We start from the raw sequence: 18,948 nt of genomic DNA on the forward strand, positions 1-18,948 counted from the left end.
GGGAGGGCTTTCTGATGGGGGATGGGGTGCGGGCGATCGTGTCGCGCGCGAAAGCAGAGCCGGGTGAGGCGGAGGTTTCACTCTAGCGTCGGCGACGAGGGCCTCCGCGCACGCGGCGGGAGGGCTCGGGTCACCCGGTGTTCTGCAGGCCGGCGGCGACCCCGCTGACGGACAGGAGGAGCAGGCGCTGCTGTTCGGCGTCGGCCCCCGATCCCTCCGGCTGCTCCGGCGCCGACCGGAGAGCGCGGAGCGCCCGCAGCTGCAGGAGCGAGAGGGCGTCGACGTACGGGCTGCGCAGCTGCACGGCCCGCTGCAGCACGGGCTTGTTCTCCAGCAGGCCCTCGCCACCGGTGAGGCGGATGACCCAGCGGCGGGTGAGCGCGAGCTCGTCGAGCACCAGGGCGGCGAGGTCGTCGCGGTCGCCGAGGGCGAGGTACTGCCGGGCGATGCGCTCGTCGGTCTTGGCGAGGCTCATCGCGACGTTGTCGACCATCGTGCGCAGCAGCGGCCACTCGCGGTAGGCCTCCGCCAGCAGCTCCTCGTCGCCGACGGCCTCGAGCGCGGTGCCGAGCCCGAACCAGCCCGCGAGGTTGATGCGGGCCTGCGTCCACGCGAACACCCAGGGGATGGCCCGGAGGTCCTCCAGCGACTCGACCGAGAGGCCGCGGCGGGCGGGTCGCGAGCCGAGCGCGAGCAGGCCGATCTCCTCCATCGGGGTCACGGTGGCGAACCACGGGGCGAAGCCCTCGGCCTTGACGAGCGCGAAGAACCGCTCGCGCGAGGCGGCGTCCATGGTCGCGGCGACATCGGCGTAGCGGGCTGCTGCGCTGCTGGTGCGTTCCTCGACCGTGGGGGACGAGGCGAGCAGCGTCGCCGCGGCGACCTGGTCGATGTGCCGCATCGCGATCGCGGGCTCGCCGTAGCGGGCGAAGATGACCTCGCCCTGCTCGGTGAGCTTGAACCGGCCGTCGACCGAGTGCGGGGGCTGCGCGAGGATCGCCGAGTTCGCGGGACCGCCGCCGCGGCCGAGCGCACCGCCGCGGCCGTGGAAGAGGGTCAGTTCGATGCCGGACTCCTGCGCCCAGCGGGCGATCTTCTCCTGCGCCGTGTACAGCGCCAGGTTCGCGGCGACGGGCCCGACGTCCTTGGAGGAGTCGGAGTAGCCGAGCATGACCTCCAGCCGGTTCCCTGTTGCGGCCATCCGCTCGCGGAACTCGGGGAAGGTGACGGCCTCGGCGAGGATCTCCGGGGCGGCCTGGAGGTCGGCGAAGGTCTCGAACAGGGGCACGACGTCGAGCACCGGGGCGTCGTCGCCGAGCGCGTGGCGGGCGAGGCGGTGCACGTTCGCGAGGTCGGAGGCCGCCTGTGTGAAGGAGACGACGTAGCGGCCCGCGGCGCGAAGCCCCCGGTCGCGCTGGATGTCCGCGATCGCGCGGAACACCTCCAGCACCTCCTCCGTCTGCGTGCTGATCGCCCCGCCGGCCTCCAACTCGGCCAGAGCCTTCGCGTGCACCTGGGAGTGCTGGCGCACCTCGAGCTCCGTGAGGTGGAAGCCGTAGGTCTCGACCTGCCAGATCAGGTGCTGCACGCCCCCGAAGGCGTGGCGGCGGGCTCCGGCGGCGACGAGGGAGGACTGCACGGCGCTCAGCTCCGCGAGCAGCTCTTCCGGACCGGTGTAGCCCTCGTCGTCTCCGCGGCGGGTGGCCGCCACGCGGCGGGCCATGACGAGGACGACGCGGCGGTGCGGCTCGTCGGGCGAGCGGGCTGCGAGTTCGTCGGCGACCGCCGGCTCTGCGGCCGCGAAACGCTCCCAGAGCGCGATGACGTCGGTGCTGGGCGGGGTGTCGTCGGCGGCGAGCGTGAGGGTGCGGCCGATCCGGTCGAGTGCCCGCTCGAGCCCACGGAGCACGTGGTCGGAGGCGATCTGCGACGCCTCACGGGTCACGGCGGCCGTGACGAACGGGTTGCCGTCGCGGTCGCCGCCGACCCAGGAGCCGATACGCACGAACGCGGGGACGACCGGAGCGCTGGCGCCGGACTCCTCACCGCGGAGGGCGTCGTCGATGCGGCGGTAGACATGCGGGACCGTGGTGAACAGCGTCTCGTCGAAGACGCCCATGACGGTGCGCACCTCGTCGGTCGGGGAGGGCTTCTGTGCCCGCAGCGGCGCCGTCCGCCAGAGGGTGTCGATCTCCTCGAGCATCCGGCGGCGGGCCCGGTGCTCCTCGGAGCCGCCGACGCTCGCCGCGTCGTGCTGGGTGAGCAGCTCGGAGAGGCGGCGGATGCTCGACGATACGGCGCGTCGACGGGCCTCGGTCGGGTGCGCCGTGAAGACCGGGTGGAAGCGCAGGCCGTCCAGACGCCGGCGGGCCTCGTCGTCGCCGACCTCCTCGCGCAACCGCGCGTACGCCCCCGCGACCGTGTCCGTCGCCTGGGTCCCTGAGCCTGTCGAAGGGCCCGAGCCTGTCGAAGGGCCCGTGCCCCCCTGGGTCCCTGAGCCTGTCGAAGGGCCCGTGCCCCCCTGGGTCCCTGAGCCTGTCGAAGGGCCCGTGCCCCCCTGGGTCCCTGAGCCTGTCGAAGGGCCTGAGCCTGTCGAAGGGCTCGGCTGTCCCGCCCGCTCCCGGAGCACGCGCACGCGCTGGTGCTCCTCGGCGAGGTTCACGAGGTGGAAGTAGCAGGTGAACGCCCTGGCGACCTCGTCGGCGCGGGCGATCGTGAAGGAGTCGGCGATCGCCGCGGCGCGGTCGAACGCGTCGGAGCTGTGGTCCTCGTAGGCCTGGATCGTCGCGAGGCGCAGGCGCTCGACGTCCTCGAAGAGGTCGTCGCCGCCGGCTTCGCGGAGCACCTGGCCGAGGAGCTGGCCCAGCATCCGCACGTCGGAGCGCATGGCATCGGGGATGCCGCGACCGGCTTCGAAACGACCGATCACGCGGATGGCCTCGGTGGGCGTCGGCTCGGAGAAAGCGGGGGAATCGGGGGTCACCCTCCGAGAGTAGCCGGGTGGATCGGGGTGTCCCGCACGCATGACGACCGTGTGACATCCCGGCCTACGATGGACGGGATGCGCATCACAGCGAACCCCCTCCGCGGGCAGCAGTTCCCCGCCGTCCTCCTGCTCGTGGCCGCCGGCCTCGGCCTCCTCTTCGCGAACCTGCCCACGCACGACGCGATCGCCGGACTGCTGGACACGCATCTCGCGGTCCCAGGGACGGCGCTGGACCTCTCGATCGCGCACTGGGTGTCGGACGGCCTGCTCGCGATCTTCTTCCTCGTCGTGGCGATCGAGCTGCGGCACGAGCTCACCCACGGCGAGCTCGACTCCCCGCGGAAGGCTGTGCAGCCGGCCATCGCGGCGACCGGCGGCGTGCTCGTGCCGATCCTCGTGTACCTGCTGATCGCGGGCGGGCCGGAGACGGCGTCGGGCTGGCCGATCCCGACCGCCACCGACATCGCCTTCGCACTCGGCGTGCTGGCGATGTTCGGTCGCGGACTGCCCTCCCGGGTGCGGGTGTTCCTGCTGGCCCTTGCGATCCTCGACGACATCATCGGCATCATCTTCATCGCGGTGCTCTTCGCGCACGACGTGCAGTGGCTCCTCTTCGGTCTCGCGATCGTCGGGGTGGCCGTGTTCTGGTTGCTGAGCCGCCTGCTGCATGCGACCGGCCACACACTCGTCGCGGTCGCGATGGCCGTCGTCGGCGTCGTCACGTGGGGCCTCGTCGCCTCGTCCGGCATCCACGCGACCATCGCCGGCGTGATGCTCGGCCTCGTCATGGCGCCGGTACCCGCCGGACGCACCCGGCATGCGCTGGAGCCGACCGTGAACGGGGCGATCCTGCCGCTGTTCGCGTTCGTGGCGGCGTTCGTCGTGATCCCGGCGGTCTCGCCGACGGCCTTGTCCCCGGCGTTCTGGGCGATCGTCGTGGCGCTGCCGGTCGGGAAGATCATCGGCATCTCCCTGTTCGGCTGGCTCGCCATGCGCATCCGGCCGAAGGACGCCGACCCGGCGCTGCCCTTCGCGGACATCGTCGCCGCTGGCGCCCTGGGCGGTATCGGGTTCACCGTCTCGCTCCTGCTCGCGAACCTCGCGTTCGAGGGCGATGCGGTCATCCGGGACCAGGCGATCCTCGGCGTCCTCGTGGGCTCGCTGCTCGCGCTGATCCTGTCCGGCATCGTCGTCACCCTGCGCGCCCGGTGGTACCGTCGCGCTGCGCCCATCCCCGCGTGAGCCGGAGTCCGGAGGAAGCATGACCAGCGAGCAGCGAGGCCCCGACGGCATCGATGATCCGCTGCGTGCGGCCGCGGAGACTATGCGCACGGTGCGGGCGCGGTGCGTGTGGTCGCAGCGCATCACACATCGCGATCTCGTGCCGTACCTCATCGAGGAGTCCCACGAGGTGATCGACGCGGTCGAGGACGGGTCTCGCGCCGACCTCCGCGAGGAACTCGGCGATCTGCTGTGGCAGGTGCTCTTCCACGCCGCCATCGCGGCGCAGGATCCGGACGACCCCTTCGACATCGACGATGTGGCCCGCACGCTCACCGAGAAGATGGTGCGGCGGCACCCGCACGTGTTCGGCGACGAGGTCGCGGAGACGCCGGAGGAGGTGCTCGTGCACTGGAACGCGGCGAAGGCGGCGGAGAAGCGCACCCGCCGCAGCGTGCTCGACGGGATCCCGCGCGCGATGCCGGCCCTCGCCCGCGCCCAGAAGATGTCGGGCCGTGCCGCCGGTGCCGGCGTGGCGCCCACGCATCCGTCCGCCCTGCGCCCGTCTTCGGAGGAGGAACTCGGCGATGCCCTCCTCGCCCTCGTGGACACCGCCAGGGCCGAGGGCTGGGACGCGGAGCGCGCGCTCCGGGAACGGCTGACGCGCCTGGAGGACGAGGTCCGCGCCGCCGAGGCCGGCTGACGCGACGCGGACACCGCCGCCGACCTGGGAAGATGGACGGGTGGCTACCGTGAACGCGCCGCGCGGCATGCGCGACTTCCTCCCCGCCGACAAGGCCCGCCGTGAGCGGGTGCTCTCCGTCATCCGCGACCGCTATCGCGCGCACGGATTCGATGAGATCGAGACCCCCGTGGTCGAGGAGTACGACCGGCTGCATGCCGGCATCGGCGGCGACAACGAGAAGCTGTCGTTCAACATCCTGCGCCGCGGCCTGGATGCGGAGGCCATCCGCGCCGCTGCCGATGACCCCGCCGAGCTCTCCGATCTCGGCCTGCGCTACGACCTGACGGTGCCGCTCGCCCGCTTCTACGCGAGCAACCGCGGGCAGCTCCCCGGTGTCTTCCGGTCCATCCAGATCGGGCCCGTGTGGCGGGCCGAGCGCCCGCAGAAGGGGCGCTACCGCCAGTTCGTCCAGTGCGACATCGACATCATCGGCGACGCGTCGGCGCGCGCGGAGGCCGAGCTGCTGGCGGCCTCGCTCGACACCGTCGACGCGCTGGGTCTGGAGGGCGCGAGCGTGCGGATCAACGACCGCCGCGTCCTGGAGTGGATGCTCGAGCACTTCGGCTTCACCGAGGACGAGCGCCCGCAGGTGCTGATCACGATCGACAAGCTCGACAAGATCGGACCGGAGGGCGTGGCCGCCGAGCTCCGCGAGCGGGGGGCGACGGCCACGGCGGTCGACGCGTTCCAGGCCTTCCTCGGTCGCCCGCAGACGCTCGAGTACCACCCGTTCGGCGACCGCCAGATCCGCAAGGCGCTCCCGGACGGCGCGCCGGACGAGCTCGTCGCCCACCTCGTCGGCATCGGCGAGGCGGTCGCGGCGGGGCGCGGGCAGGACGACATCCCTCTCGTGTTCGACCCCTTCCTCGTGCGGGGCATGGGCTATTACACGGGGACCATCTTCGAGCTCGCGCACCCCTCCGTGACGTACTCGCTCGGCGGCGGTGGACGGTACGACGGCATGATCGGCCGGTTCCTGCAGCAGGAGGTCCCCGCGGTGGGCTTCTCCCTCGGCTTCGAGCGCCTGGTCGACCTCGTCTCGACGGATCCGGCGACCGCCGCGCAGGCCATCGTGCTCGTCCACGACGCCGCCGTCCCCGTGGCGGAGCTCGTGGCGCACAAGACGGCTCTCGTCGCCAAGGGCGCGCGGGTGCGACTCGAGCAGCGGACGAAGAATTTCAAGGCGCTGCTGGAACGGTCGGCAGCGGACGGGTACACGCACTTCGCGAGCGTGCGACCGGGAGACGACGAGCTCGAGATCAAGACGCTGGCCTGAGTCGCCCCCGTCGGAAGACGCGTTCACCGGACGTTCACGGCGGTCGGCTCGAATCGGGCCGTGCGCCGCCTGCCTCTCCTCACCGTCATCGCGCTCGCCGCGGCCCTGCTCGTGGGCGCCCGCACGGTCCTCGACCGGCAGGCCGCCGTCGCGCGCCGGCGCATCGGGAAGCCGCTGGGGGAGCAGTCGCTCGACGCCGACCGTGTCTGGCGCCCAGGGCTCGAGGGCGAGCCGCTCGACCTCCTGCTGCTGGGCGACTCCCTCGCCGCCGGCCTGGGAGCGGCACGGCGGAAGGAGACCCTCGGGGCGCGGCTCGCGAAGGCGACGGCACGCCGACTCGGGCGTCCGGTGCGGCTGCGCACCGCCGCGGTCGTGGGCGCGGAGTCGCGGGATCTCGCCGGGCAGATCTCCCGGCTCCCCACGGACTATCGCCCCGACGTCGCCGTGATCGTGGTCGGCGGAAACGACGTCACCCACCGCCTCCCGCCCGCGGAGTCGGCACGGCATCTGCGCGAGGCCATCGTCCGCCTGCACGCGCTCGGCGCCCGCGTCGTCGTCGGCACCTGCCCCGACCTCGGCGCCCTGCGTGCCGTGCCCCAGCCGCTGCGCCGCATCGCCTCCGGTCTGTCCCGGCGGCTGGCCGAGGTGCAGGCGGAGGCGGCAGGCCGAGAGGGCGCGGAGACGGTCGACCTGCGGCGCGCCGTGGGGCCGATGTTCTTCGACGAGCCCGAGGAGATGTTCAGCCTCGACCGCTTCCATCCGAGCGCCCTCGGCTACCGCCGCACCGCGGAGGCGCTGCTGCCCGCGGTCGAGCGCGCCGCCGTGGCCGCTTTCAGCTCTCGGCGCCCTGCGGTGCCGCAGTGAAGGAGGCAGCCCACGCGGCCACCCGTCGGGCGCTCTCCTCGTCGGACAGATCCTCCACGCGCGTCATGATCGACCACCGCACGCCGAACGGGTCGCGGATGCTCGCGTAGCGGTCGCCGGAGACGAACAGGGACGGCGCCTCGCGGACGGTCGCCCCCGCCTCGACGGCGCGCGCGACCACGGCGTCCACATCCGGGACGTAGAGGCCCATCGAATAGCAGTCGTCGTCGCCGGAGGGAGCGGGCACGAGGTGATATTCGGGACTGGGCTCGCCGAGCTGGAGCCGACCGAGTCCGAAGTCGAGGTCGGCGTGCGCGACGGTGCCGCCGAACTCCGTGACGTCGACCACGCGGGCGCCGAAGACGTCCCGGTAGAACTCCACGGCGCGAGCGGCGTCGGGAATCGCGAGGAAGGGGGTCAGCGAGGTCGCGCTGTGGGGGCGGCCGTCGGTCGTGTGCGCGCCGGTCACGCCGGCCGGAGGTGTCTGATCCGTCATGTCGCCACGGTAGGACGGGGAGGGCGACAGCCGCTTGAAGATCCGCGACACGTCCTCGACGACACGTCGGTGGCGCGCTCTACGCTGGGGGCCATGGTGGACCGGACGCGCGGAGTGCTCTACCCCGCGCGGTTGCCCGCGTTCCATCGGCTGCCCCCGCCCGAAGACGCCGCCGCGCTCGTCGCCTGGTTCTGGATCCCGGAGTGGAGCCTCCCGGAGGGCGAGGTATCCCGGCAGGAGATCGTCTCGTATCCGGCCGTCAACCTCGTCGTCGCCCCCGAGGGCGTGTCGATCTCGGGCGCCACGACACGGGCGTCGACCAGGGAGCTGCGGGGGTCGGGGTGGGCTGTCGGCGCTCTCCTGCGCCCGGCGGCCGTCGTGGCCCTCACCGACGACGCGCCGGGTCTGGTCGACGCGGAGCGGTCCTTCGACGCCCCCGATCTGCACGAGGGGGTGACGGCGGCGATGCGGTCACAGCCCGGGCGACGGGAGCGCGCCGTCGCGGTCTTCTCCGCGTGGCTGTCTCAGCGCGTCGGCCCGGTCGGCGCGGTGGGGCGGCAGGCCAACGCGATGCTCGACGTGCTGCTGGGGGAGGGGGCGGCGCTGACTCCGGAGGAGGCGGCGACCCGACTCGCGGTCTCGGTGCGCACGCTGCAGCGGCTCACGCACCGCACCGTCGGGCTCTCGCCGGGCGCGATCATCCGCCGCCGCCGGTTGCAGGAGGCGGCACAGCGTCTCCGCGAGGAGCCGGAGACGGATCTGACGTCGCTCGCCGCCGCGCTGGGGTACGCCGACCACGCCCATCTCACGCGCGACTTCGCGGCCGTCCTCGGTCTGCCACCCCGCGACTATCGCGCGGGTGTCTCCGGCTGAGACCGATCAGGGCCGCCCGCGCTGCGGCCACCGCATCCGCAGGGCCCGTCCGGCGATGCCGAGCAGCACAACGCCTGTGCCGAGGAGCGAGGCGAGGACGGGGAGCGTGCTCACCAGCACGAGACAGCCGAGCGCTCCTCCCACCTGCAGCATCCGCGGGTAGCGTCGGGCGGCCCCCTGCTGGCGGAACGCGGCGGCGTTCGCGATGAGGTAGTACAGCAGCACGCCGAAGGACGAGAACCCGATCACCTCCCGGAGGTCTCCCACGAGCACCAGCCCGATCACGATGACGGCGAGGGTGATCTCGGCACGGCGCGGCACCTGGTGCCGGTCGTCGATACGGGCGAGGACCCGAGGGAGATCGCCTTCCCGCGCCATGGCGAGCGTCGTGCGGCCGATGCCGGTGAGCAGGGCGAGCAGCGCGCCGAGGGAAGCGGCCGCCGCGGCGATCCGCACCACGGGGGCGAACGCCGACCAGCCGGCCGCGGTCAGGACGTCGGCCAGGGGCGCGGCCGCTCCCCGCGCGTCGCCGCCGAGGACGAGGAGCACCACGAGGCCCACGAGCGCGTAGACGACGACGGCGCCGCCGAGAGCGAGCACGATCGCGCGCGGGATCGTCCGCGCGGGGTCCACCACCTCCTCGCCCATCGTGGCGATCCGGGCGTAGCCCGCGAAGGCGAAGAAGAGCAGCCCGGCGCCCTGCAGCACCCCGTAGACGGTCGCGTCAGGCAGCGGTGCGGGCGAGGCGGTCGGGGCGGCGCCGAAGCCGACCGCCACCACGACCGCGAGCCCGAGGAGGGAGCACGCCACGAGGATGCGGGTCGCCAGCGCCGTCCGGGTCACGCCCAGGCAGTTCACGACCGCGAGGGCGGCGACGGCGATCACGGCGACGGGGGTCTGCCATCCCGCCGGCGCGGCGTAGGCGGCGAAGGTCATGGCCATGGCGGCGCAGCTCGCGATCTTGCCGATCACGAAGCTCCATCCGGCGACGAAGCCCCACCACGGTCCGATCTCCGCCCGCGCATACGCGTACGTGCCGCCGGCGACCGGGTGCACAGCGGCGAGCTGCGCGGAGGCGGTGGCGTTCGCGTAGGCGACCGCGGCGGCGATCGCGAGGGCGACGAGCGTCGCGTTTCCGGCGACGTCGACGGCCGGACCCCAGACCGCGAACACGCCGGCGCCGATCATCGATCCGAGGCCGATCGCTACGGCGTCCGGCAGCGTCAGGCGGCGGGCGAGGGGCATCCGGTCATCGTCCCACGCCGGGGTGAACGGCGGGTGACGGGTCATCCCCGCGCGGCGGTGACGCGCTTCTTCTCGCGGATGTAGACCTCGCGGCGCACCTTCGCCACGACGTCCCCGTGGCGATCGGTGATGACGGTCTCGAACCACTCGAGCACCTTGGCCCCGCCGTGGGCACGCTGTCGCAACTCCTCGGCCTTCTCCCGCGTCACCTCGAACTCCGCGGTCAGCACCCCACGCCCCGGCTTGAGGAACTCGATCTCGCCGCGCGTGTCCCATACGACGTAGTCCCGCCCGAGCTGGTGCATGACGAGCATGAAGAAGTAGGGGTCGGTCATCGCCGACATCGACCCGCCGAACGCGGTCTTCACATAGTTGCGGGTGAGGAGGTTCACGTGCAGCTCCACGGTCGCGCGCGTCCAGTCGTCGCTGAACCGGCGGACACGGATGCCGCTGCACAGGTTGGGGATCCAGAGGCTCATGCCGAGGGCGAGGCGGCGGGGCGTGATGCGCATGAGGTCAGTGTGGAGGATGCGCGCGGCTGCGACGAAGACGACTGGAGGGTTGGCACAGTTGTTCTAGTTCACATAGAATAACTAGGGAAGGGAGGCGCCATGCTCATCCGCGTCGATGTCGACAGCCCGCACGCGCTCTACGACCAGGTCGCCGCCTCGGTGCGCGCCGACATCCTCTCCGGAGCCCTCGCGCCCGGCGACCGTCTGCCGGCCGCCCGCGACGTGGCGGCTGCGCTCGACATCAACCAGCACACCGTCCTGCACGCCTACCAGCGCCTGCGCGACGAGGGCCTGGTCGACCTCCGGCGGGGCAGGGGCGCCGTGATCGCCGCCTCCGCCGCGCCCCTCGCGGAGCTCTCGCACGAGATCGACGGGCTGATCCGACGGGCCGCCGCCCTGGGGGTCTCCGCCGACACTCTCGCCGGAATCGTCCGCACGCACCGCGCAGAAGCCGAACCGCCCACTCCCGCCGCGACTCCCCAGGAGGCCCCCGATGACGACGCCTGACCCCACTCGCACCCCTCCGGCCACCCTGCGCCGCGCGCGACGGGCCTTCGTCCTCGTGGCGTCGGTCCTCCCCGTGCTCATCGTCGCGATCTCCGCTCTCGTGCTGATGACCTGGCTCCCGTCATTCCCCGCCGACGTCGCGATCCACTGGGGCGCCGACGGGGCGGACGGGTTCGGCCCGGCAACCACCTACCTCTGGGTGCTCCTCGGGGTCGGTCTCGGCATCCCGGTGCTCCTGACCATCACGACGCTCGTCGCCGTCGGGGCGCACTGGGGCGCCACCGCCCGGCTGCTCGGGGCGACCGCAGCCGGCATGTCGGCGTTCGCGGCCGTGATCTGCCTGGGTTCCCTCGCGATCCAGCGCGACCTGCCGCCCGCCGGTGACGTCCCTGGCATCGCGGGGGTGATGGGGCTGGCCTTCGCGGCCCTGCTCGGCGTGGGCGCGATGGCGTGGTTCGTGCAGCCGCGCGTCCGTGCGATCCCCGGCGCCGCCCTCACGCCGCGACACGACGTGCGGGTCGGCGAGGGGGAGCGCGTCGTGTGGGTGGGGACGACGACCATGCCCACCGGTGCTCTCGTCTTCCTGCTGCTCGTGCTGCTCGGGCTCGTGGCGCTCGCCGTGATCATGGTCGTCACCCGAACCCCGATGGCCTGGGTCTCGGCCCTGGTGGCGCTCGTCGTCGGATTCGCGCTGGCGGCGACCACGTCGTTCCGGGTGCGTGTCACGCCGGACGGCATCGACGCCCGCGCCGTGATCGGGTGGCCTCGCAGGACCATCCCGGTGGCGGAGATCGTCTCGGTCCGGGCCGTGCGCATCTCGCCCTTCGGGGAGTTCGGCGGCTGGGGCTGGCGTCTCGCCCCGGACGGCCGCAGCGGGATCGTGATGCGGCAGGGGCCGGCGATCGAGGTGCATCGCCGCGACCACGGTCCCTTCGTCATCACGATCGACGGCGCGGAGGAGGCGGCAGCGCTCCTGCAGACGTACGTGGACCGGTCTGCGGGGCCTGCAGTCTCCGGGGAGACGGAGAGGACGGAGCGATGACCACCACGACACCGACGCGCGTCCCGTGGCGCGCCGTCCTCATCTTCACCCTCACGGCCTGCGGGCTCGCCGCTCTCGTCTGCCTGCCCCTCTGGCTCGGCGACGGCCTCGCCGAGCCCTTCGCGGGGGCGATCCTTCCCGTGATGATGTTCACCCCGGCGGCCGCGGTGCTCGTCGTCATGCTCACCACGGGCGTGCCGGAGAAGGGCGTCCGCGCGCGCTTCCTCGGGATGTGGCCCCTGCGGCCCGCGAAGCGCGTCGTCGGCCTGCTGGTCGCGGCCTGGCTCGTGCCGCCGGTGCTCGTCGCCCTCGGCATCCTCTTCGCGGCCGTGCTCGGGTGGGTGCGACTCGACCTCACCTTCTCGGCGTTCGCGGACCAGCTCGCCGAGGCCCTCCCTGCGGGCGCACCCGTGCCGCCGGTCGGCGTGGTCGTGTTCGCGCAGCTCGCGGCGATCCCCGTCGGCGCCCTCGTGAACAGCGTGCTCGCCTTCGGGGAGGAGCTCGGGTGGCGCGGCTGGCTGCTCCCGGCGCTTCGTCCGCTCGGCACCTGGCCGGCGCTCCTGCTCACCGGAGCGATCTGGGGGCTGTGGCACAGCCCTGTCATCCTGCTCGGCTACAACTTCGGCCGGACGGACGTCACCGGCGTGCTGTTCATGATCGGCGGCTGCGTGGCGTGGGGCGTGCTGTTCGGCTGGCTCCGGCTGCGCTCCGGCTCGCTGTGGCCGGCGGTCGTCGCGCATGGATCCCTCAACGCCGCCGCGGGCATGATCATGATCGTCGCCGCCGTGCAGCCCGACCTCGCCCTGGCCGGGCCGCTCGGCGTGGCGGGCTGGATCGTCGCCGCCGTCGTGGCCCTCGTCCTGGCGCTCACCGGGCAGTTCCGCCGTCAGCCGGAGCTCGCCGCGCCGCGGACCCCTCCGGCCCCGCCGACGCTTGACGGCCGACCGGCGCCGGGGGTTGGCTGAGCACATGGAATCCACTCCCGCCGCCTGGGCCCGCGCCGACACCTTCCTCGCCGACACGCTCGTGGGCACGGACCCGGCCCTGGAGGCGACGCTCGAGGCGCAGCGGGCCGCGGGGCTCCCCGAGATCGAGGTCGCCCCGGTCGCGGGGAAGCTGCTGAATCTCCTCGTGAGGATGAGCGGTGCGCGCCGCGTGCTGGAGATCGGCACCCTCGGCGGCTACTCGACGATCTGGATGGCGCGAGCGGTGGGACCGGACGGACGAGTGGTCACGATCGAGGCGGAGGCCGACAACGCCGCCGTCGCCCGCGCGAGCATCGATGCCGCCGGAGTGGGGGATCGGGTCGACATCCGGATCGGGCGCGGAGCCGACGTGCTGCCGACCCTCACCGGCGCCTTCGACCTGGTCTTCATCGACGCCGACAAGGAGTCGAACACCGTCTACTTGGACTGGGCCGCGAAGCTCGGTCACCCCGGCACCGTGGTCGTGCTCGACAACATCGGCCGCGACGGCGAGATCGTCCGCGACGACTCGACGGACTCCAAGGTCAACGGCACCCGTGCGGGCCTTCGGATGCTGGGGGAGGACCCGCGCTTCGACGCCACGGCGCTGCAGACGGTCGGGATCAAGGGGTGGGACGGCATCGCGCTCGCCCTCGTCGTGTGACTCCGGCGCATCGCGCCGCTTCATCTCCGGGAGCCGTCCGATGCCGGGGATAGACTGGGCGCGGATCGACGACGCTCCACACACCCTTCCATCCTGAACAAGGAGCACATCAGTGGCACTGATCGAGGCTGTAGGCGCACGCGAGATTCTCGACTCGCGCGGAAACCCGACCGTCGAGGTGGAGGTGCTCCTCGACGACGGCATCGTGCAGCGCGCGGCCGTCCCCTCCGGCGCCTCGACCGGCGCCTTCGAGGCGTACGAGCTGCGCGACGGCGACAAGAGCCGCTACTCGGGCAAGGGCGTGCTCAAGGCCGTCGAGGCCGTCATCGACGAGCTCGGCCCGGCCATCGAGGGCGTGGAGGCGAGCGAGCAGCGCATCGTCGACGAGATCCTCATCGAGGTCGACGGCACGGACAACAAGAAGCGCGTCGGCGCCAACGCCATCCTCGGCGTGAGCCTCGCCGTGGCCAAGGCGGCCGCCGACTCCGCCGACCTGCCGCTGTTCCGCTACCTCGGCGGTCCCAACGCGCACGTGCTGCCCGTGCCGCTGTTCAACGTCATCAACGGCGGCGAGCACGCCGACAACGGCATCGACATGCAGGAGTTCTTCCTCGCGCCCATCGGCGCGGAGACCTACTCCGAGTCGCTGCGCTGGGGCGTGGAGACCTACCACGTGCTGCGTGCCGAGCTGAAGGCCGCGGGCTACGCGACCGGTCTCGGCGACGAGGGCGGCTTCGCCCCCGACCTGCCCAGCAACCGCGAGGGCCTCGACTTCCTCGTCAAGGCGATCGAGAAGGCGGGCTTCACCCCCGGCACCGACATCGCGCTCGGCCTCGACGTCGCTGCCACCGAGTTCTTCACCGACGGCGTCTACCGTCTCGACAACAAGGACTGGGACGCCGAGGCGCTCACCGAGTACTACGTCGGTCTCGTCAACGACTTCCCGATCGTCACGATCGAGGACGCCCTCGCGGAGGACGACTGGGACAACTGGAAGCACCTCACCGACGCCCTGGGCTCGAAGGTGCAGCTCGTCGGCGACGACCTGTTCGTCACGAACCCGCAGCGTCTGGCCGACGGCATCACGCGCGGCGTCGCCAACTCGCTCCTGGTGAAGGTCAACCAGATCGGCACGCTCACCGAGACGTTCGACGCGGTGAGCCTCGCGCAGCGCTCGGGCTACACCGCCATGCTCTCGCACCGTTCGGGTGAGACCGAGGACACGACGATCGCGGACCTCGTGGTCGCGACGAACGCCGGCCAGATCAAGGCGGGCGCCCCGGCGCGCAGCGAGCGCGTCGCGAAGTACAACCAGCTGCTGCGCATCGAGGAGGAGCTGGGCGACGCGGCGGTCTTCGCCGGCCGCTCGGCCTTCCCGCGCTACCGGGCCTGAGCGCCCGAGACAGCGACGCCGCTTCCGCGGCACGACCGCGCCGCCCGGAAGGCGGCAGAGACGAAGGAGGAGCCGTGGCACGACGACCGGCTCCTCCTTCGCCGTCTCCCGGGGCGGCCCCTGCCCGCCCCGCATCGTCCAGGTCGCGACGGCCCCGCGAGGCCGCCACGACCGCGCCACGCGTGGACGTGCGCGAGTGGGCATCCGGCATCCGGCTGTCCGCGTTCTCGGTGATCATGCTGTCCCTCGTCGTGCTGGGCGCCTGGGTGCTCGTCCCCACGCTCGGGACCTTCATCGACCAGCGGCAGAAGATCGCCGCGCTGGAGCAGTCCGTGCAGGTGAGCGAAGGCGAGATCGCGGCGCTGACCGCGGAGCGGGAGCGGTGGGACGACCCCGCGTACATCACGACGCAGGCCCGTGAGCGGCTCTACTACGTCAAGCCGGGCGAGGTCGTGTACCTCATCGACAACGACCTCGATCCTTCCGCCCTCCCGCGGGAGCAGGAGCCGGTGAGCGACACGCTCGAGGAGAAGCCGGCCGACTGGATGCCGCAGCTGCTGCGCACCCTCGTCTCCGCGGGACTGAGCGACACCGCCGCCACCGCCGGCTGAGGGTCCGGCTCCGAGCATCCTCCCGGACGGCTCCCCTACGCTGGTGGGGTGACCACTCCGCCGTTCCCCGCGCCCACTTCCGCCGAGCTCGCCGTCGTGTCGACCCAGCTCGGACGGCCCGCCCGCGGAGTCGTCGGCATCGCGGCCCGTTGCCGATGCGGCAACCCCACGGTGGTGGCCACCACTCCGCGCCTGCCGGACGGCGCGCCGTTCCCCACCTTCTACTACCTGACGCACCCGGCCGCGACGGCGGCGATGTCCACGCTCGAGGCGAACCAGGTCATGCCCGAGCTGGCGGGGCTGCTCGCCGAGGATGAGACCGTGGCCGCGGCCTATCAGGCGGCGCACGAGGCCTATCTCGCGGACCGGGCGCAGTTCGGCGAGGTGCCCGAGATCGACGGGATCTCTGCCGGAGGCATGCCCACGCGGGTGAAGTGCCTGCACGCGCTCGCCGGGCACGCCCTGGCGGCGGGTGCCGGTGTGAATCCGATCGGCGACGCCGCGCTCGCCCGCAGCTCCTGGTCTCCCGAGGTGTGCCGCTGCGAGGAGCCCGGCGCCGCCCTCCGCGACGATCCGGCACGCTCGGCATGACGCGGCGGCGGGTGCTGCGCGGCGCCGTCGCCCTCGTGGCGGTGGCGGCATCCGTCCTGCTCCTCGGGTCGACCGCCACGCCGACCCCCACGCCGCCGCCGGTCGCCGACGACCCCGCCGACCCGATCCGCGCGGCGGAGTACTGGCTGGACGGCGCCGGCATCAGGGAGGCCTGGCAGACCACGCGCGGCGAGGGCGTGACCATCGCCGTCATCGACACGGGCATCGGCAAGGTGCCGCAGGTCTTCGGCGAGGCGGTCGTCGGCGGCACCGACGTGTCCGGAGCCGGCACCCCCGACGGCCGCACGCCGCTCGGTGCGGTGGACGGCAACCACGGATCCTGGGTCGCGTCGCTCGCGGCCGGGCGAGGCAAGCCCGACGGCACCGGGATGATCGGCGTCGCCCCGGAGGCGGACCTGCTCTCGGTCTCGGTCGGCTTCGGCGCCGCGGCGGCCGTGCCGTTCACCGAGCAGGTGGCCAAGGGCATCCGATGGGCGGTCGATCACGGCGCCGACATCATCAACCTGTCGTTCACGACGAACACCCTCGACTGGGACGAGAGCTGGGACGACGCGTTCCTCTACGCCTTCGAGCACGATGTCGTGGTCGTCGTCGCGGCCGGCAACCGGGGGAGCGGCACGAACATCATCGGCGCTCCCGCCACGATCCCCGGCGTGCTCACGGTCGGCGGTGTCGACCAGACCGGAACGGCCAGCATCGAGGCCTCGACCCAGGGCATCACCATCGGCATCTCGGCGCCGAGCGAGGGCCTGCTCGGCGTGTCCGCGGACGGCGAGGTCGTCTCCTGGAGCGGGACCAGCGGCGCGGCCCCCATCGTGGCCGGTGTCGCCGCACTCATCCGCTCGGCGCATCCCGACATCTCGGCCAACGACGTCATCAACCGCATCATCAAGACGGCGATGCCGGTGGCCGATGCGCAGAAGCCACGCGACCCGCTGTACGGTTTCGGGCTCGTGGACGCGGACGCGGCGATCTCGGCGAACATCCCGACCGTCAGCGAGAACCCGATGGGCGACCTGGCCGAATGGGTGCGGCTGTTCCGCCGCGCGGACAGCGCGCCGACCCCCGAGCCCACCCTTGCCCCCGTGGACATCCCGCCGCTGCCGGATGCGGATGCACCGACCGAGCCCGGTTCACCGCTGCTTCCCAGCGCCGATTCCCTGCGCTACGGTACCCTGCCGCTCATCGCCCTCACGGTCCCTGGTATCCTGGTAGCGCTTGGCGTCACCGCAGCTGCCCGGCGCATCCGATCGGCGCGCGTTCCCGTACGCCACAATCCCGACTCCGAGGAGTAGTTCTTCTGTGCCTCAGAACAGCACTGTGCCTAAGATCCTGATCGTCGGCGGAGGGTACGCGGGTTTCTACACCGCGTGGAAGCTCGAGAAGCACCTGCGCAAGGGTGAGGCCGACGTGACCATGGTCGACCCGCTGCCGTACATGACGTACCAGCCGTTCCTCCCCGAGGTCGCCGCCGGATCGATCGAGGCCCGGCATTCGGTCGTCGCGCACCGCCGTCACCTGAAGCGCACGCACGTGCTCACCGCCAAGGTCACGAACATCAACCACGCGCAGAAGGTGGCCACCATCACGCCGCCCGTCGGCGAGCCGTACGAGTTCGCGTACGACCAGATCGTCGTCACCGCGGGCGCCGTCTCGCGCACGTTCCCGATCCCGGGCATCGCCGACAACGCCATCGGGCTCAAGACGATCGAAGAGGCCGTCGCGATCCGCGACAAGGTCATGTCGAACTTCGACAAGGCCGCCTCCCTCCCGGCCGGCCCCGAGCGCGACCGCCTGCTGACCGTCGTCGTCGTCGGCGGTGGCTTCGCGGGTATCGAGGTCTTCGCGGAGCTTCGCTCGCTCGCCTCCTCGCTGGTGAGCAAGTACCCGCAGCTGAGCTTCGAGGACACGCACTTCCACCTCATCGAAGCCATGGGGCGCATCATGCCCGAGGTCTCGCTGAAGACGAGCGAGTGGGTTCTCAAGGACCTCGCCAAGCGCGGCGCGAACGTCCACCTCGACACACAGGTCACCGGTGCCATCGACGGCAACGTCGAGCTCTCGACCGGCGAGGTCATCCCGACGGATGTCATCGTCTGGACCGCCGGTGTCATGGCCAACCCGACCGTCGTGCGCGGCGGCGATCTGCCGGTGGAGGAGCGCGGTCGCATCCAGACCCGTGCCGACCTCCGCGTCGGTACGGCCGAGGCGTTCGTCGAGGGCGCCTGGGCCGCCGGTGATGTCTCGGCCGTCCCCGACCTCTCGGGTGGCGGCGTGGGCGGCTTCTGCGTCCCGAACGCCCAGCACGCCGTGCGTCAGGCGAAGCTCCTGGCCAAGAACGTCGTCGCCGTGCTCCGTGGCGAGAGCCCCAAGGAGTACTTCCACAAGAACCTCGGCGCTGTCGCGGGCCTCGGTCTGTACAACGGCGTCTTCCAGTCCGGCAAGATCGCGCTCAAGGGCTTCATCGCCTGGCTCGCGCACCGCGGCTACCACGGCCTCGCGATGCCGACGTGGGAGCGCAAGTGGCGCGTGCTCTGGGGCTGGTGGAACAACCTGTGGCTGGGCCGTGACCTCGTGAACCTGCAGACGGTGCAGAACCCTCGCTACGTCTTCGAGGAGTTCGCCGCCCGCCCGCGTCCCGCCGCACCCGCGGACACTGCTCCGGCGTCTGGTGCCCCGGCGGCGAAGGCTCCGGCCGCCGAGAAGCCGGCCGCTGCCCCCGCGGCCGAGACGCCTGCAGAGATCAAGAAGCCGGCCGCGAAGCGGCCCGCAGCCAAGAAGGCTCCGGCCTCTTCGTCGAAGGACTCCGCGGAGACCGCCGCGGCGAAGTGACCACCCGGTTCTGAGGAGAAGGCCCTGAGCGCGTGAGCGCCGGGGCCTTCTTCCGTTCGCGGGGCGGCGAGAGTTGGCGACGTAACATCTCACATTGTACGCTC

Annotated in this window: 18 protein-coding genes; 14 read left to right on the forward strand and 4 right to left on the reverse strand. The window is 72.3% G+C overall.

Features of this window, described 5'->3' with window-relative positions:
• Nucleotides 1-130 precede the first annotated feature (130 nt).
• Entirely contained in the window at nt 131-2,887 is a 2,757-nt protein-coding gene (locus AB0310_RS01550) for a phosphoenolpyruvate carboxylase (RefSeq protein WP_522727331.1), read from the reverse strand.
• Between the two features lie 174 nt (nt 2,888-3,061).
• On the opposite strand from AB0310_RS01550, the gene nhaA reads away from it, so the two are divergent.
• From nhaA to AB0310_RS01570, 4 genes are all read left to right on the forward strand, one after another.
• Nucleotides 3,062-4,228, forward strand: a complete 1,167-nt coding sequence (gene nhaA, locus AB0310_RS01555; protein ID WP_366236443.1) for a Na+/H+ antiporter NhaA — start codon at nt 3,062-3,064, stop codon at nt 4,226-4,228.
• Between the two features lie 19 nt (nt 4,229-4,247).
• On the forward strand, nt 4,248-4,910 hold the full coding sequence (locus AB0310_RS01560) for a nucleoside triphosphate pyrophosphohydrolase (RefSeq protein ID WP_366236444.1): 663 nt from the start codon (nt 4,248-4,250) through the stop codon (nt 4,908-4,910).
• Between the two features lie 67 nt (nt 4,911-4,977).
• Nucleotides 4,978-6,228 carry a histidine--tRNA ligase gene (gene hisS / locus AB0310_RS01565; protein ID WP_366236912.1) on the forward strand — a complete coding sequence of 417 codons (1,251 nt, stop codon included), beginning with the start codon at nt 4,978-4,980 and terminating at the stop codon, nt 6,226-6,228.
• A 60-nt stretch (nt 6,229-6,288) separates the two neighbouring features.
• Entirely contained in the window at nt 6,289-7,092 is an 804-nt protein-coding gene (locus tag AB0310_RS01570; RefSeq protein ID WP_366236445.1) for an SGNH/GDSL hydrolase family protein, read from the forward strand.
• Here the strand turns inward: AB0310_RS01570 and AB0310_RS01575 are convergent.
• Nucleotides 7,061-7,588 carry a VOC family protein gene (locus AB0310_RS01575; RefSeq protein WP_187663570.1) on the reverse strand — a complete coding sequence of 176 codons (528 nt, stop codon included), beginning with the start codon at nt 7,586-7,588 and terminating at the stop codon, nt 7,061-7,063. The genes AB0310_RS01570 and AB0310_RS01575 overlap by 32 nt on opposite strands.
• Nucleotides 7,589-7,681: 93 nt before the next feature.
• On the opposite strand from AB0310_RS01575, the gene AB0310_RS01580 reads away from it, so the two are divergent.
• Nucleotides 7,682-8,461 carry an AraC family transcriptional regulator gene (locus AB0310_RS01580; protein ID WP_366236446.1) on the forward strand — a complete coding sequence of 260 codons (780 nt, stop codon included), beginning with the start codon at nt 7,682-7,684 and terminating at the stop codon, nt 8,459-8,461.
• Nucleotides 8,462-8,467: 6 nt separating this feature from the next.
• Here the strand turns inward: AB0310_RS01580 and AB0310_RS01585 are convergent, their stop codons facing one another.
• On the reverse strand, nt 8,468-9,706 hold the full coding sequence (locus AB0310_RS01585; RefSeq protein WP_315637508.1) for an APC family permease: 1,239 nt from the start codon (nt 9,704-9,706) through the stop codon (nt 8,468-8,470).
• Nucleotides 9,707-9,747: 41 nt separating this feature from the next.
• A complete protein-coding gene (locus AB0310_RS01590; protein ID WP_187663573.1) occupies nt 9,748-10,218 on the reverse strand; it encodes a PaaI family thioesterase in 471 nt (156 codons plus the stop codon).
• A gap of 99 nt (nt 10,219-10,317) precedes the next feature.
• On the opposite strand from AB0310_RS01590, the gene AB0310_RS01595 reads away from it, so the two are divergent.
• The 9 genes from AB0310_RS01595 to AB0310_RS01635 all read left to right on the forward strand — a co-directional run bounded on the left by AB0310_RS01595 (nt 10,318) and on the right by AB0310_RS01635 (nt 18,844).
• Nucleotides 10,318-10,725: a GntR family transcriptional regulator gene (locus tag AB0310_RS01595; RefSeq protein WP_187663574.1), complete on the forward strand. Its 408-nt coding sequence runs from the start codon at nt 10,318-10,320 to the stop codon at nt 10,723-10,725.
• Entirely contained in the window at nt 10,712-11,767 is a 1,056-nt protein-coding gene (locus tag AB0310_RS01600; RefSeq protein WP_366236447.1) for an SdpI family protein, read from the forward strand. The genes AB0310_RS01595 and AB0310_RS01600 overlap by 14 nt, the downstream gene beginning before the upstream one ends.
• On the forward strand, nt 11,764-12,732 hold the full coding sequence (locus tag AB0310_RS01605) for a CPBP family intramembrane glutamic endopeptidase (RefSeq protein WP_366236448.1): 969 nt from the start codon (nt 11,764-11,766) through the stop codon (nt 12,730-12,732). The genes AB0310_RS01600 and AB0310_RS01605 overlap by 4 nt, the downstream gene beginning before the upstream one ends.
• A 4-nt stretch (nt 12,733-12,736) precedes the next feature.
• Nucleotides 12,737-13,396 (forward strand): O-methyltransferase, encoded by a 660-nt coding sequence (locus AB0310_RS01610; protein WP_187663577.1) that lies wholly within the window; start codon nt 12,737-12,739, stop codon nt 13,394-13,396.
• A 112-nt stretch (nt 13,397-13,508) separates the two neighbouring features.
• Nucleotides 13,509-14,789: a phosphopyruvate hydratase gene (gene eno, locus AB0310_RS01615; protein ID WP_187663578.1), complete on the forward strand. Its 1,281-nt coding sequence runs from the start codon at nt 13,509-13,511 to the stop codon at nt 14,787-14,789.
• 182 nt (nt 14,790-14,971) lie between these two features.
• Complete coding sequence (locus AB0310_RS01620; protein WP_313366437.1) at nt 14,972-15,400, forward strand: FtsB family cell division protein; 429 nt, start codon at nt 14,972-14,974, stop codon at nt 15,398-15,400.
• 48 nt (nt 15,401-15,448) lie between these two features.
• Nucleotides 15,449-15,991, forward strand: coding sequence for a DUF501 domain-containing protein (locus tag AB0310_RS01625; protein WP_259952143.1), 543 nt, complete (start codon nt 15,449-15,451; stop codon nt 15,989-15,991).
• Nucleotides 15,988-17,307, forward strand: coding sequence for a S8 family serine peptidase (locus AB0310_RS01630; RefSeq protein ID WP_187663581.1), 1,320 nt, complete (start codon nt 15,988-15,990; stop codon nt 17,305-17,307). The genes AB0310_RS01625 and AB0310_RS01630 overlap by 4 nt, the downstream gene beginning before the upstream one ends.
• A gap of 25 nt (nt 17,308-17,332) precedes the next feature.
• Nucleotides 17,333-18,844, forward strand: coding sequence for an NAD(P)/FAD-dependent oxidoreductase (locus tag AB0310_RS01635; RefSeq protein ID WP_313366438.1), 1,512 nt, complete (start codon nt 17,333-17,335; stop codon nt 18,842-18,844).
• The last annotated feature ends 104 nt before the right edge of the window (nt 18,845-18,948 follow it).

The organism is Microbacterium meiriae (assembly GCF_040702565.1).
GTDB classification, from domain to species: domain Bacteria; phylum Actinomycetota; class Actinomycetes; order Actinomycetales; family Microbacteriaceae; genus Microbacterium; species Microbacterium meiriae.